Consider the following 14,352-nt stretch of genomic DNA (forward strand, 5'->3'; position numbering starts at 1 on the left):
CCGTGGACGGCGGCGCCGAGGTCGCTACGGCGGGCTAGCTGACCAGGTGCGTGGCGGCTTCTTCCAGGATCGCCTGCAGGCGTCGAGACAGCTCTTCGATCGAATAGGGCTTGTGCAGCAGTTCGAAGCCCTGGGCGCCATTGGTCGCGAGGATATGGCTGTAGCCGGAGGTCAGCAGGACGGGCAGGCTGCGATACAGCCGCCGGACTTCGATGGCGAGTTCGAGACCGCTCATGCCTGGCATCACGACATCGGAAAACACCACGTCATAGTGGCCCGGCTGATCGGCGAGCAGGGCCAGGGCGTGGTCGGCCGTGGTGGCCAGCACTGGGCGATAGCCGAGATCGCGCAGGGAGTCGACCGCGAAGTTGCCCACCTCGGTATTGTCCTCGACCACCAGCACCGCGGCCCCGCGGCCATCGGCGACCGCCGGAGCGGAATCGTCGACTGGGCGCTGGACCTCGCCCGTCGCCCGCGGCAGATAGAGTTCGAAGGTCGTGCCCTGGCCGACCTCGCTAGAAACGTGGATCTCCCCGCCGGATTGCTTGATGAAGCCGAACACCTGGCTCAGGCCGAGCCCCGTGCCCTTGCCCACGCGCTTGGTGGTGAAGAAGGGTTCGAAGATCTGTTCAAGATGTTCCCGGGCGATACCACTGCCGGTGTCCGTGATGGCGATGACCACGGCTGGCATGGGCCCTATACGCGGCGGCGTACTGGCCGGCATGTCGGCAATGGGGCGGACGCTGAGGGTCAGGTGGCCATTGCCGTCCATGGCGTCCCGCGCGTTGACCACCATGTTGACCAGGGCGGTATCGAATTGGCCCGGGTCGGCATAGACCAGGCAGGTGTGCTCGGACAGTTCCAGGGTAACGTCGATGCGCGAGCCCAGCAGCGTTCCGAGCATGTCGTGCAGCGCCCGGACATTGGCCGTGGCGGAAAAGGTGTCGGGCGTGAGTGCCTGGCGGCGGGCGAAGGCCAGCAGTTGCCCGGTGAGCTTGGCCGCGCGATCGACGGTGGTGGAAATCGCGCCGACGTAGCGCTCGCGGCGCTCTTCGCTCAGGTTCGGCCGCTTCAGCAGATCGCAGGATGACTTGATGACCGTCAGCAGGTTGTTGAAGTCATGGGCGACCCCGCCGGTTAGTTGGCCGATGGCCTCCATCTTCTGGGCCTGGCGCAATGCATCCTCGGCGGTGGCGAGATCCAGCGCCTGTTGCCGTTGCTGGGAGACATCCCGCACCGTGGCGTAGATGAGCTCGGCGTTACATACGGCATTCCAAGACAGCCAACGATAGGAGCCATCGCGGTGCCGGTAGCGATTTTCAAAGCCGATCACCGGCGTCCCCTGCTTGAGCGCCAGGAACGCCTGCCGCGTCGCGGCCAGATCGGTCGGGTGGACGAAGTTGATGAACGGCTGGGCCTGGAGTTCTTCCAGCGTCCAGCCCAGCGTCTTGACCCAGGCCGGATTGAGGTTGATGAAGAAGCCGTCGGCGTTCGCCACGCACAGTGGATCGTTGGAGCAATTCCAGATCTGATCCCGCTCGGCGGTGCGCGCGAAAACCTGGCGCTCGAGGTCATCGTTGCGGATCGAGATGGCGACGGACTTGGCCAGCTGCGCCCGTTCAGCGAGAACGCGGGCGGTGATATCCCGCGTGATGCAGACGATTTTGAGTCGCTCGGTACCGGCGACCTCGACGGGCGAGCAGGAGACCTCCCACCAGCGAGGCTCACCTTGGGCGGTAGGGCAGTAACCCTCTACGCGTGTGGTCTGGCCTGCAGCAGCCAGGGCGACGGCGCGCCTGATTTTGCCAGCTTCTTCTGCAGGCCACAGCGCGGCGTATTCGCGTCCCATGACCTGTTCCAGGCACTGCAGCTCGTTAAGCACGAGGCCCTGAGCATTCATGAATTCGATGTCGCCCGCGGCCGAAAGGACCTTCACGCAGTCCAGGCTGGCCTTAAGCAGGCTGCGGGAAAAGGCTTCGCTGTGCAGGATGTTGCGGGCGGCGTTGAAGCGACGCCGCGCACCGATTTCCAGAGCGATCATCCCGGCGAACAGTTCGAAGGCGGGAAGGATTTCGGGGCTGCTCGGGCGTGCGGGCTGGGGATCTATCGCGCAGAGGGTGCCGAAGAAGCTGCCGTCGTCCAGCACGATGGGGACGGAGATGTAGCTGCGCAGGCCGTATTGCCTGGGGGTGTGATGGTCGCGATAGCGCTCGTCCTGGGCCACGTCGTCGATCACCACCGGCCGGCGATGGTCGCGGATCTCGTCGCAGAGGGTCGATTCCACCGCCAGCTCCCCGCCGGGCGCCAGGCCGAAGCCGATATGATCCAGCGTACGGCAGGCGATCCAGCGGTCATCGGTGACCCGGGCAACGGCGGCGAAGCCCATGCCGGTCATCCGGCAGACCACCTCCAGGATCTTCGGCACCGCGGCGATCTCACCGACGAGATCGACATCGTCGTCCAGGGTGTAGGCAGGCACTTCAGGCGAAATCGGGACGCTCATTGGCTCGCTCGAACCGTGCCTAGGCAGGGCAGTAGGAAGGTGGCAAGCGACAGGCCGACCGCGCTGGAGCAGGACGCCAGCGGTGTCAGTCATAGGCCTCGCGGGGCCAGTATAGCGAGGGTGGAAGCGAAGCGGGCGAATGGATCGACCGGTAGTTGTGATGGTCGTCGCTGTCTACCCATGCCTGCGCACGTCCTTCCAGGTTCGCTCCCTCGTCACGCTCCACTCCGAGCAGCGGGGTGGCTCCCAGGAGGTTGTTCTAACACTGAACCCGGCGATCATTGCCGGAAGTATAAATCCCACATAATCCACAAATCCAAATTTTTTCCGCTTGACCCCGGCGGTCCTTCGCTATTCAATGCCGTCCAGACACCTCAGCGGTGAGAATGGTCTGGAAGCCAATGAAAACGCCCATGCTAGACGTAGCTGTACCTGATGTGATCAGTTCTGCTCGGCGCATTCGCGACGGGCAACTGACTTCGGTTGCCCTCGTGCAAGCGTGCCTGGATTCCATAAAAGCCACTAATCACACGCTCAGCGCGTTCGGTGACGTCTACGCCGAGCGGGCGTTGGCCGAGGCGCGGGTGCTGGATGCCGAAGCGGGCGAAGGACGTTTCCGCGGTCCGCTGCATGGCGTGCCTTTCGGCATCAAGGACCTGTTCCACACCGCTGGCCTGCGGACGACCCGGGGGTCGCTCACAGCGCTCGACTATGTACCGACCCAGGATGCTCCTATCATCCAGCGCCTCAAGGCGGCGGGTGGGATAGTGCTGGGCAAGACGGCGACCACCGAGTTCGGCTGGACCGGTGCCAGCACCTCGCGGGTATTTGGCGACGGCCGCACGCCGTGGAATACGAGTTTGACCAGCGGTGGTTCGAGTTCCGGCTCCGCCATCGCCACGGCGGCGTTCATGGTGCCGGCGGCCCTGGGCTCGGATGGGGGTGGTTCGGTCCGGATCCCCAGCGCCTTTTGCGGCACCTTCGCCCTGAAAGGCTCTCTCGGCCGCATTCCTACCTGGCCGTGGTCGGCGACGGAAACTCTTAGCCACGCGGGGCCCATCACCCGTACCGTGCGCGACAGCGCCTTGCTGTTCGATGTGTTGTCCGGGCCGGATGCGCTCGATCACCAGGCGCTTCCGGCGCCGACGGAGTCCTACCTGGCGCGCTGTGACCAGCCATTATCTCCGCTGCGCGTAGCCTATTGTCCGACGCTGTTCGAGACCCCCGTCCATCCAGAGGTGGCCGCTGGCGTGGAAGCGGCAGTGGACACCCTGGCACGCCAACTACCGCTCGAGGTCGAGCGTCTGACCCTGGACTGGCGCGATCCGCTGGCGACCTTCGAGACGCTCTGGGTAGCAGGGCGCGGCATCGCCTATGGCAAGACCCTGGGCGGCCGACTGGGCGAGCTCGATCCCGGCTTCGCCACCTTGATCGAGAAGGCGCGTGAGTACGATCTCGCCGACTATCTTGCAGCTTCCCAGCAGCGCGCGATGTTTGCCAACCAGGTCCACGCCTTGTTCGAGTCCTACGATCTATTGCTGCTGCCGACCTTGCCGATTTTGCCTTTTCCCGCCCACCTGACCGGGCCGGAGGAGGGCTTCGAGGCAGCCGGCAGCGGCACCCCTTGGGCGCGCTGGACCCCCTTCACCTATCCCTTCAACCTGTCGGGAAATCCTGCGGCGAGCCTGCCCTGTGCCTGGAGTGCCGACGAGTTGCCCATCGGCCTGCAGGTGGTGGGGCCCCGGCATGCGGATGCCGCGGTCCTGCAGTTCTGCGCCGCCGTCGAGGCACTGCTGCCTTGGGCTCATAGAGTACCGCCCCTGCTGCGTTGACCTGATCAACACGGCGCTCGCCCGCTAAAGAGGCTGGCCCGTTGCACCACCTTTCCAACCTGCCTTTCACCGCTCCATCCGTGAAAGGAACGTTCCATGGCTTCACCCGTCCCGCTATCGCCTCGCCTGTTCTCGCCGCCCAAGGTCGCGGCGAGGCTGCACGCAAGCCGCGCGAAATCAGCCGGAGCAGCCCGTTACACTGAGCGCTTCTCTCTGTTGTGGACGACCCCTGCCATGCTGAACCAGCCTCGCCTTGACGAAATCTTGCGTCTCATCAACCTGCAGCAACGCGTCAAGGCCGCAGACCTGGCGCAGGCCATGCAAGTATCGGAAGAGACGATCCGGCGTGATCTCAAGCACCTCGAGGAGGCCGGCAAGCTGCGTCGGATCCATGGCGGTGCGGTGCTGCCCAAGCCCAACGAAGAGCAACCCCTGCAGGTGCGTAGCCGCATCCAGACGCGCGCCAAGACCCGTCTGGCGGCCTGTGCGGCGGAGCTGGTTCAGGACGGCATGGCGCTGTTCCTGGACACCGGTACGACGACCCTCGCCCTCGCGCAGCAGCTCACCCGCTTCAAAGCCCTGCGGGTGGTGACCAACTCCCTGGATATTGGCCTGCTGCTCACGCAGCACAGCGCCAACCAGGTGCTGATGACCCCTGGGGACATCCGCCGCAACGATAACGCCCTGATCGGCCCGCATACCCTGGCGTTCGCCGCAGGCTTTCACTACGACATCGCCTTCATGGGCATCGGCGCGGTGGATGCCGAGCTGGGGCTCATGGACTACGAGGAGCCTGAGGCGCATCTGCGTCGCACGCTGACGGTGAACTGTCGCCGCAGCGTCATCCTGGCGGACGACGCCAAATTCGGTCACCGCACCTTCATCAACACCCTGCCGTTCTCGGCGGTGGATACGCTGGTCAGCAACCGGCCGCCATCCGCCGAGTTCGTGCGCTGTCTGGAGTCAGCCGATGTCGAGCTCGTTTATCCGTGACCTTCCCGTTGCCGACGCGGCGGACCTCGATGCCTTCGATGCGTTGTTCGCGCAGAGTTCGGCCATCGGTGCCACCGCCAAGGGTGGCCTGCAGCGCCTGGCCGCGTCCGCAGAGGATGGCGCCATGCGCGATGTCTTCAGCACCTGGCTACGCGCCCATGGTTTCACGGTGCAGGTCGACGCCGTTGGTAACCAGTTTGGCCTGATGACCTTCGACCCTGCAGCGCCCTATGTGCTCTGCGGCTCCCATTTGGATACCCAACCCAAGGCCGGTCGTTTCGATGGTGTCTATGGCGTGCTCGCCGGTGCGGTCGCCATCGCCAGCGTGGCGCGCCAGCTCGAGGCGCGCGGTGAAACGCCGGTCTTCAATCTCGCCGTGGTGAACTGGACGAACGAGGAGGGCGCGCGCTTTCAGCCCAGTCTCATCGGCAGCAGCGCCTTCATCGGCAGTCTCTCGGTCGACGAGGCCTGGGCCAGCCGCGACGGCGCCGGGGTGACGCTGGGGGAAGCCCTCGCGCAGATCGGCTATCGCGGTGAGGCGATGCTGGACCTGCCCGTCGCCGCCTACCTGGAAATGCATGTCGAGCAGGGCGTTCAGCTGGAAAGCCAGGGTCTTGCCATTGGTGTGGTACGGCACACCTGGGCCGCCTTGAAATGGCGAGTTCGTTTCGACGGGGAGCAGAACCATACCGGTCCGGCGCCCATGGCAGTGCGTCGCGATGCCCTCCTGGCGGCGGCCGAGGCGATCGTGGCGGTCAGGGCCGAAGCCGAGCGGCATGGCCTGGACATGCACACCTCGGTAGGCCGCCTGGAACTCGAGCCCAACTCCCCCAACGTGGTGCCGGCATTGACGCGGCTGTGGGTGGAGTTTCGTTCGCCGTCCATGGCGCTGCTGGTAGAGGCCGAAGAGCGCTTTCGTGCCAGCCTCGATTCGATCGCCGCCCGTACCGGCACCACCTTCACGCTGGAAAGCGAGCAACTGCGCCAACCCAGCCACCTGCACGAAGGACTGGCTGACCTGGCGCGACTGACCTGCGCGGCGCTGGGGGTGCCCGCTGGCGATAGCGCCACCGTCGCCGGACACGACGCCATCAGTCTAGGGCGTCGCTATCCCGCGGCGCTGTTGTTCGTACCCAGCCAGGGCGGACTGTCGCACAACGAAGCGGAATTCTCGGCTACCTCCGATCTGCACCAGGGATTACGCGTCCTCACGGCCTTGCTGTATCGCACCTGTTGCCAACCTGAGCTGTACCTCTGAGGTCCTGCGCCATGACGTCCACCCTCGAATTCGATCGTTTGCAACATGCGCTGGCCGCAGCAGGTGTGACCGCCCTGCAGATCACACCGGGCACCCCGGGCGTGGCCTCGCCAACCCGTTTGGCTTGTGAGTGGGCGGGTTTCCACGTGCACAGTGACCAGGGTGCCTTCTATGCCAAGGTGCTGTACGACGACATGCGGCCGCTCATCGATTTCGCCCAGAGCGTCGAGGCGACCCGCTGCGCGGCCGCGGCCGGGGTCACGCCGGCGGTGTGGCTCGCGGATGCCGACCAGGGTGTCATGCTCCTCGAGCGCCTGGCGCCAGAGGACTGGCATTGGGCGCGCCTCGACCGACTGCAGCCGGAGCTCAGCCTGGAGGTTCTCTGGCGGCTCAAGCGAGCGGTGCAGGAGGGGCCGGCACCGGCCTTCGAGCGATCGCCCTGGGTCGATCTCGAAAGGCTTCGCACGCTCTGTCGCCAGCAGGCGGTGGCCTTGCCCGCTGACCACGCCTGGATCGATGACTGCGTCGAGCAGGCGTGGCACGCCCTGCGCCAGCAACCCGGCGAGGTGCGCCCCCTGCATGGCGATGGCCTCGCCGGCAATGTGATGGTCAATGCTGCAGGCGAATTCCGGCTGCTGGATTTCGATCGGGGCGGCTGCTTCGATCCCTGGTACGACGTCGCCATCACGCTCAACGAGCTCTATCCCTTCGAGCCGCAATGGCGCGCCGGCATCGCCCGCTGGAGTGCGACGGCGCGCGACGCGGACTACGCCCGCTGCCGCCTCTACGGTCTGCTCGATGACTGGTACTGGACGCTGTGGGGCCTCTGGGCCGGCGTCGCCTCGGCGCGGCCGCTGGAGTTCTCCAAGGTCGGCCAGTGGACCCTGTTGCGCTGCCGCATGACGATTCAGGAGTCGCGCTTCGAAAGCTGGCTCCGTCAGGTACGAGGATGAGCGAGATGAAGCGACTAGGCGAAGCGAGTACCCAGGCGGAGCGGCAGCTCGAGCAGGCGATTCTCGCTCATGAGCCCTGGGCCGGCTGCACGGCCCACTATGCCCCGGTCAGTGGCGGCATTTCCAACACCAACTGGCGGGTGCAGATCGAGGGAGCGCCAACGGCGTTCTTCCTCAAGGTACCGGGGCAGGGCACCGAGCTCTTCATCGACCGGCGTACCGCCCACGATGCCAGCCTCAAGGCCGCGGCCACCGGTTATGGCGCCCCGGTGGTGGCCTTTCTCGAGGCACACGGCGTGGAGGTCTTCGAGTTCATGGAGGGCTGGCGCGCCTCGTCCAATCGTGACTTCCTCGATCGCGACGTCCGCCACCGGGCGCTGCATGCACTCAAGGCCTTCAACGACCAACCGTTGCTGATCCAGACCAAGACGGCCTTCGACATGATCGACGAGCACCAGCGCCAGGTGCATGAGCTGGGCGGGCAATGGCCCGATGACCATGCCTGGCTCGACCGCCAGTATCGCCGCGCCCGCCAGGCACTGGAGGCGTCGGGTGTCGATCTGGCGCCCTGCATGAACGACACCCTGGCCGGTAATTTCATGCTCAATGCCGCGGCCGAGGTGCGGCTGGTGGACTTCGAATATGCCTCCAACAATGATCGCCACTATGAACTCGCGCTCTGGTTCGGCGAGATGTTCTTCGCCCCGGACATGGAACTGGCCTTGCTCGAAGACTACTTCGGCGCCGTGACCCCTCAGACGCTGGCGCGGGTGTACGTCAACAAGGCGCTGGCCGACCTCAAGTGGTCCACCTGGGCCATGGTGCAGCACGCCGTCTCGCAGATCGATTTCGACTTCTACAAATATGGCGCGCTCAAGCACAGCCGCGCCCGCAGCGTCATCCACGATTCCCGCTGGGAGACCTGGCTCAGGCAGGTCTGACGGATCCCCGAGCCACTTCGCAGAAGGTGGCCGACAACGATAGGAAACACCGGCGTCCCCCTGCAGATGACCTGTTCATCGCGCAGGCGCGCCCTTCGACTGCCTCGCGAAGCCTCTTTCGATCAACCGTCGGCCTGCCACAGGAGCCAGCCCTCGTGAACAGTCTCATTTCCCCTCGTGTACCGTCCGCAGCGCTTTGCTGCGTCGTCCGGAAGGGGGTGTCGTCATGACGTCCTCCCGTCCTTTTTCGCTCAAGACCTGTGGTTTCGGTCTGTACTTCTGCGCCCTGCTGCTGATGGCGGTGTTCCCGCCGTTCTATCTCAGCGTGAGCGGCAGCACTCAAGTGGTACTGGGCATTCCCTTGCCGATCTTCTACTGGATTCTCATCGCCGTACTGCTCGGCGTCGGCGTAGCGGCGCTCTATCTCGTCGAATCCGCCAGTGGCGACATCCCCGAGGAGACTCAGCCATGATCCCTGCCGGTAGCTCCTTCGACATGCTCATCAGCTTCGGCGTCATCGGCCTGTTCCTGGCCGGGATGATCGCCGTGCTCTATCTCACCAACAAGCAGAGCCATGACTTCGCCGACTACGCGGTCGGCGGTCGTTCCTACGGGCCCTGGTACATCGCCATGTGCTACACCAACTCCTGGTGGCCGGGCGCGACCTTCACGGCATTCTTCTCGTTGTCGGTGGGCGGGGCCCTCGGCTTCTACGGCATGGTCTATTCGACCCTCGGCGTGACCGCCATGTACCTCATGGCCAATCGCGCCTGGACCTGGGGCCAGAGATTCAACCTCACCACCCAGCCCGACCTGCTGGGCATGAGATTCGACAGCCCGGCGGTCAAGCGACTGGCCTCCATCATCGGCATCATCTCGGTATTCCCCTGGGTGGTCATGGGCATCCAGGCACTGGCCATGCTGTTCCAGTTCGCCAGCTTCGGCAGCTGGGGCATCACCGCCTGCCTGACCGCCGGCGTGCTGGTGGTGCTGATCCGCCAATACTGGACGGTGAGTATGGGCATGCGCGGCCTGATCATGACCGACATGTACCAGGGCCTGATCGCCTACGTCCTGGCCGCGGCGCTCTGTGTCTTCCTGCTGGGCGGCAGTGAAAACGCCTCCTTCGCCAACTTGGCCGAATTGCCGGCCAAGATGCTGCTGATTCCCGGCGACACCGGCACCGGCTATGGCGCCTGGTACATGTTCAGCCTGATCTTCACCGGGGTGATCGGTTCCATGTGCTGGCCCATGAGCTTCCAGCGCATCTACACCGCCAGCGGCGTCCGCTCGGTAAAGAAGGGCACGGTCTACACCATCCTGCTGGTGGGCGGCTTCTACGGCATCCTCATGCTGTTCGCCGCCGCGGTCAGCCAGGACCCGAACGTGGCGGCACACCCGCAGCAAGGCTGGTTCCTGTCGCTGTTCGATATCGGCGGGCCGTGGCTGCTGGCGCTGGCCATCGCCATAGTCCTGGCCGCGAGCATCGGTCACGTCGACGGCTGCGTGCAGGTCTGCGGTGTGCAGTTCGCCAATGATCTCGCGACCTGGACCACGCCCCGGACCGACCGCCAGCTCACCGCGCTGGCCAAAGGCGGAATGATCGTCTTCATCGCCGCCGCCGCCGTGGTGGCCTACCTGACGTTCAACTACTCGCGCCTGCAGCTGCTGGCCCAGATTTCCTACCAGGGGATCATCCAGCTGGCCGTGCCGCTGTTCTTCGGCATCTTCACCCGCTGGGGCAACAAGCAGGGTGCCATCCTGGGGATGCTCACCGGCATTCTCATCGCCATCGTCCTGACGGTGCTCTACCCGGACGACATCGCGGCGCTGGGTTCGCTCACCAGCGGCATCGTCGGCGTGATCTTCAATGCCCTGGTGTTCGTGGGTTGCGCCCTGGCCATCAAGCCCAGTGAGGCGGAAAGCCGGCGGGTCGCCGATCTGTTCGAGCTCGGCGTGGCCCCGCGGCCGGCCGCCAAAGGTGCGGTAGCGCCGGCAATGGGCTGAGCCGTCCCTCCCGGCCGCCAGCGCGCTGTTGGCGGCCGCGTCTCTTCAACACGCTGGAAACTTCCCATGGCTCTTGCTTTGTTCGACCTCGACGAAACCCTCATTCACGGCGATTGCGCCAGCCTCTGGAGTGCCTGGATGGCACGCATCGGCTGGGTGGACGCCGAGGACTTCCCACGCCGCGACCAGGCGCTCATGGCCCTGTACGGCCAGGGGCAACTGGCCATGGAAGACTACATGGCGTTCAGCCTCGAACCGCTGGTTGGCCGGACGCCCGCGGAGGTGGCCGAGGTGGTGCACGGTTACCTCGATACTGTCATCGCACCGCGCTTCTATCCCGCCGCCCGCAGCACCGTGGAGGCCCACCGCCAGGCGGGCGACCGTCTGCTGGTGATTTCGGCCTCGGCGGCCTTCCTGGTCCAACCCATCGCGGCCTGCCTCGGTATCGACGAGGTGCTGGCGATAGACGTGGAGGTCGTCGCAGGTCGGTATACGGGGCGTACCTCGGGCGTGCTCACCTACCGTGAGGGCAAGGTGATCCGTCTCGAGCAGTGGCTTCAGGAGCAGCACGAGTCCCTGGCGGGCGCCAGTTTCTACTCAGACTCCCGTAACGACCTGCCCCTGTTGAGCAAGGTCGAGCACCCGGTGGCGGTCAACCCCGATGAGGTACTGCTGGCTCAGGCCCAGGCCGCAGGATGGAAGGTGCTCGACTGGCGGCTGGCGTAACCGCCCAAGCGGCGCCAACCAAAGCGGTGCGTGCATCCGCCGACTGCACGCTACCGGTGCACGGGGCGCACACCGGGCCGTCACCTCCGTTCTTTTAGCTGGTGTCTGAAGGCTCAAGGACGGGGAATAGAAGCCGCCCTTGGACACCAAGCAAAACTTGGCACAGAGCATGCAAATCTTGAATTCACACTTGTATACAAGAATGAATGCTCATGAATCCGTACCCCATCAGTACCCTGACCCAGCGCTATGCCGCAGGTGATCTGACGCCCAGCCAGACCGTACAGACCTTGCTCGAGATGCTGGAGCTCAGTGATCGACCGGAGGTATGGATTCACCGTCTGCCGCAGGCGGCCCTGCAGGCGCGGGCCCGGGAGTTGGAGCAGCAGGCCAACGAGTTCGGCGGCGCGCTGCAGGAGCGGTTTCCGCTCTATGGCATTCCCTTCGCGGTCAAGGACAACATCGATGTGGCAGGACTCCCCACCACGGTGGCCTGTCCAGAGTTCGCCTACGTGGCCCGGGAAAACGCCTACGTCGTCCAGCGTCTGCTGGATGCCGGCGCCATCCTGGTGGGCAAGACCAACCTCGATCAGTTCGCCACCGGCCTGGTGGGCGTCCGCTCGCCCTATGGCGCCGTGCGCAACGCGGTCGATGAGCGCTACGTGTCCGGTGGCTCCAGCTCCGGCTCGGCGGTGGCCGTCGCCCTGGGCTATGTCGCCTTCGCCCTGGGGACGGATACGGCCGGCTCCGGGCGGGTGCCCGCCGGATTCAATGGGATCGTCGGGCTCAAGCCGAGCCTGGGATTGCTGAGCAGCCGCGGCGTCGTGCCGGCCTGCCGGAGCGTCGATACGCTGTCCATCTTCGCCGCGGATGCCGCCAGTGCCTGGCAGGTCATGCAGGTGGCGGCCCACTACGATGCCGAGGACGCCTATGCGCGCCAACCCCTGACCCGGCCTGTGCAGCGCCGGCAGTGTAGGGTGGCGGTACCGGCGCAGCCGGAATTCTTCGGCGACGGCCAGGCCGCGCAAGCCTACGCGCAGAGCCTGGCGCGGTTACGCCAGGATCCGAGCATCACGATCGACGAAATACCCTATGCCGTCCTGGCCGAAGCAGCCGCACTGCTTTATCAAGGGCCCTGGGTGGCCGAAAGACGGGCGGCCGTAGGGCAGTTCTATGAGCAGCGACCGGCTGCCATCCATCCCGTGGTCAAGGGCATCCTGGCTGGCGCGGACCGTTTCAGCGCGGTCGATACCTTTGAGGCGCACTACCGGCTGCAAGCCCTGACCCGGGAAGCCGAGCGACTGCTGGCGGGCTTCGACCTGCTGGTGGTGCCCACGGCGCCGTGCATGCCCACCATCACCGAGGTCATGGCCGATCCCATCCAGAGCAATGCGCGCCTGGGTCACTACACCAATTTCGTCAATCTGATGAACATGGCGGCCTTCGCTTTGCCAGGGGTACCCCGGGCCGATGGTCTGCCGGCAGGTATCACCCTGATCGGCCGGGCTGGTTCGGACCATTACCTGGCCGAGACGGCCGCCCGCTGGCAGTCGCTGTTCGAGGGCGAAGACCAAGGCGACGCCATCGCCCTCGCGCCGCTGGACGCGGGTGAACCCCAGGTGGAAGTGGCCGTCGTCGGTGCACATCTCTGGGGCCAGCCGCTGAACTGGCAACTGCTCGAAAGCGGTGCCCGCCGCCTGCTCAGCACCACCACCAGTGACCACTACCGCCTCTATGCCCTGGCCAATACCCAGCCGGCCAAGCCAGGCCTGGTCAGGGTGGCGGAGCAGGGCGCGGCGATCGACCTCGAGGTCTGGACCATGCCACTGCGCCTCTTCGGCGCCTTCGTCGCCGCGATTCCCGCGCCCCTTGGCATCGGCTCGGTCGAGTTGGCCGATGGACGCTGGGTCAAGGGCTTCATCTGCGAGCCTGCCGGCCTCGATGGCGCCCAAGACATCACCCGCTTTGGAGGCTGGCGCGCCTATCGCGCTTCGCTCTGATCCCGACACCCACCGAGGACCTTGACATGAATCCTATCGACCGTCGCAATTTCATCAAGCTGGCAGGGCTGATCGGCGCCAGTGCCGCGCTGCCGTTCAGCCTGGCCCGGGCTGCCGACAAGCCCCTTGTCGTCGGCTTCATCTATGTCGGCGCCCGCGACGATTTCGGCTACAACCAGGCCCATGCGCAGGCTGCCGCGATCATCAAGACCCTGCCCAACGTCAAGGTGATCGAAGAGGAGAACGTCCCGGAAACCGTGGCGGTGCAGAAGTCCATGGAGGCGATGATCCGCCAGGATGGCGCCACCCTGATCTTCCCCACCTCCTTTGGCTACTTCGACCCCCATGTGCTCAAGATGGCGAAGAAGTACCCGGATGTCCGCTTCGCCCACTGCGGTGGCCTCTGGCAGGAAGGCAAGGATCCGCTGAATGCGGGCAGTTTCTTCGGCTACATCGATGAGGGCCAGTACCTCAACGGCGTGGTGGCGGGCCATATGAGCCAGTCGAAGAAGCTCGGCTTCATCGCGGCGAAGCCGGTGCCCCAGGTGCTGCGCAACCTCAATGCCTTCGCGCTCGGTGCCCGTTCGGTGGACCCGAGCATCACCGTGACGGTGATCTTCACCGGTGACTGGTCGCTGCCGGTCAAGGAAGCCGAGGCGGCCAACAGCCTGATCGACCGCGGCTGCGACGTCCTGACCTGTCACGTGGATGGACCCAAGGTGATCGTCGAGACCGCCGAGAAGCGCGGCGTCATGACCTGCGGCTACCACGCCAGCCAGGCCGCCCTGGCGCCCAAGGGCTATCTCACCGGTGCCGAGTGGAATTGGGAAACCCCCTATCGCGCCCATGTCGAGGCCGCCCGGGCCGGTAAGCCGATGATCAACTTCATGCGTGGCGGGCTCAAGGACGGCTTCGTGAAGACCTCGGCCTACGGCCCGAAGGTGAGCGACGCGGCCAAGCAGCAGGCCGACGCCATCAAGGCCCAGATGCTCGCGGGCAGCTTCGTCATCTTCAAGGGCCCGATCAAGGACAACAAGGGCACTGTCGTCATCGCGGACGGTACCAGCCAGCCGCAGACCGACGTCGTGCTGGAGCGGATGAACTACCTGGTCGAAGGCGTCCAGGGCCAGATCTGAGGG

Annotated in this window: 11 protein-coding genes; 10 read left to right on the plus strand and 1 reads right to left on the minus strand. The window is 65.4% G+C overall.

Features of this window, described 5'->3' with window-relative positions:
* Positions 1–34: 34 nt before the first annotated feature.
* The gene (locus ACYJP6_RS20300) at positions 35–2,503 is read right to left on the minus strand and encodes a PAS domain-containing protein (protein ID WP_459477270.1); all 2,469 of its coding nucleotides are present in this window, start codon (positions 2,501–2,503) and stop codon (positions 35–37) included.
* 401 nt (positions 2,504–2,904) lie between these two features.
* Here ACYJP6_RS20300 and ACYJP6_RS20305 point away from each other — a divergent pair, with 401 nt between their 5' ends.
* The 10 genes from ACYJP6_RS20305 (at position 2,905) to ACYJP6_RS20350 (ending at position 14,349) form a co-directional block, all read left to right on the plus strand.
* Positions 2,905–4,335: an amidase gene (locus tag ACYJP6_RS20305; RefSeq protein ID WP_459477272.1), complete on the plus strand. Its 1,431-nt coding sequence runs from the start codon at positions 2,905–2,907 to the stop codon at positions 4,333–4,335.
* Between the two features lie 234 nt (positions 4,336–4,569).
* Positions 4,570–5,328 carry a DeoR/GlpR family DNA-binding transcription regulator gene (locus tag ACYJP6_RS20310; RefSeq protein ID WP_459477513.1) on the plus strand — a complete coding sequence of 253 codons (759 nt, stop codon included), beginning with the start codon at positions 4,570–4,572 and terminating at the stop codon, positions 5,326–5,328.
* Complete coding sequence (locus ACYJP6_RS20315) at positions 5,306–6,586, plus strand: allantoate amidohydrolase (RefSeq protein ID WP_459477274.1); 1,281 nt, start codon at positions 5,306–5,308, stop codon at positions 6,584–6,586. Before ACYJP6_RS20310 ends, ACYJP6_RS20315 begins: the two co-directional genes overlap by 23 nt.
* Positions 6,587–6,597: 11 nt before the next feature.
* Entirely contained in the window at positions 6,598–7,539 is a 942-nt protein-coding gene (locus tag ACYJP6_RS20320) for a phosphotransferase family protein (RefSeq protein WP_459477276.1), read from the plus strand.
* Between the two features lie 5 nt (positions 7,540–7,544).
* Positions 7,545–8,480, plus strand: coding sequence for a phosphotransferase (locus ACYJP6_RS20325; RefSeq protein ID WP_459477278.1), 936 nt, complete (start codon positions 7,545–7,547; stop codon positions 8,478–8,480).
* A 226-nt stretch (positions 8,481–8,706) separates the two neighbouring features.
* The gene (locus tag ACYJP6_RS20330) at positions 8,707–8,952 is read left to right on the plus strand and encodes a hypothetical protein (RefSeq protein WP_459477280.1); all 246 of its coding nucleotides are present in this window, start codon (positions 8,707–8,709) and stop codon (positions 8,950–8,952) included.
* The gene (locus ACYJP6_RS20335; protein WP_017638721.1) at positions 8,949–10,487 is read left to right on the plus strand and encodes a sodium:solute symporter family protein; all 1,539 of its coding nucleotides are present in this window, start codon (positions 8,949–8,951) and stop codon (positions 10,485–10,487) included. Before ACYJP6_RS20330 ends, ACYJP6_RS20335 begins: the two co-directional genes overlap by 4 nt.
* Before the next feature lie 66 nt (positions 10,488–10,553).
* Complete coding sequence (locus tag ACYJP6_RS20340) at positions 10,554–11,213, plus strand: HAD family hydrolase (RefSeq protein ID WP_459477283.1); 660 nt, start codon at positions 10,554–10,556, stop codon at positions 11,211–11,213.
* Positions 11,214–11,425: 212 nt separating this feature from the next.
* Positions 11,426–13,213, plus strand: a complete 1,788-nt coding sequence (gene atzF, locus ACYJP6_RS20345) for an allophanate hydrolase (RefSeq protein ID WP_459477285.1) — start codon at positions 11,426–11,428, stop codon at positions 13,211–13,213.
* Positions 13,214–13,239: 26 nt separating this feature from the next.
* Positions 13,240–14,349, plus strand: coding sequence for a BMP family ABC transporter substrate-binding protein (locus ACYJP6_RS20350; protein ID WP_459477287.1), 1,110 nt, complete (start codon positions 13,240–13,242; stop codon positions 14,347–14,349).
* The last annotated feature ends 3 nt before the right edge of the window (positions 14,350–14,352 follow it).

The organism is Pseudomonas sp. No.117 (assembly GCF_054558395.1).

Excerpts from the sequence above, each read along its gene's own strand:
- ACYJP6_RS20330 (WP_459477280.1), top strand. The coding sequence starts at position 8,707 with ATGACGTCCTCCCGTCCTTTTTCGCTCAAGACCTGTGGTTTCGGTCTG.
- ACYJP6_RS20315 (WP_459477274.1), top strand. The coding sequence starts at position 5,306 with ATGTCGAGCTCGTTTATCCGTGACCTTCCCGTTGCCGACGCGGCGGAC.
- ACYJP6_RS20300 (WP_459477270.1), bottom strand. The coding sequence starts at position 2,503 with ATGAGCGTCCCGATTTCGCCTGAAGTGCCTGCCTACACCCTGGACGAC.
- ACYJP6_RS20310 (WP_459477513.1), top strand. The coding sequence starts at position 4,570 with ATGCTGAACCAGCCTCGCCTTGACGAAATCTTGCGTCTCATCAACCTG.
- atzF (WP_459477285.1), top strand. The coding sequence starts at position 11,426 with ATGAATCCGTACCCCATCAGTACCCTGACCCAGCGCTATGCCGCAGGT.
- ACYJP6_RS20325 (WP_459477278.1), top strand. The coding sequence starts at position 7,545 with ATGAAGCGACTAGGCGAAGCGAGTACCCAGGCGGAGCGGCAGCTCGAG.
- ACYJP6_RS20350 (WP_459477287.1), top strand. The coding sequence starts at position 13,240 with ATGAATCCTATCGACCGTCGCAATTTCATCAAGCTGGCAGGGCTGATC.
- ACYJP6_RS20335 (WP_017638721.1), top strand. The coding sequence starts at position 8,949 with ATGATCCCTGCCGGTAGCTCCTTCGACATGCTCATCAGCTTCGGCGTC.
- ACYJP6_RS20305 (WP_459477272.1), top strand. The coding sequence starts at position 2,905 with ATGAAAACGCCCATGCTAGACGTAGCTGTACCTGATGTGATCAGTTCT.
- ACYJP6_RS20340 (WP_459477283.1), top strand. The coding sequence starts at position 10,554 with ATGGCTCTTGCTTTGTTCGACCTCGACGAAACCCTCATTCACGGCGAT.
- ACYJP6_RS20320 (WP_459477276.1), top strand. The coding sequence starts at position 6,598 with ATGACGTCCACCCTCGAATTCGATCGTTTGCAACATGCGCTGGCCGCA.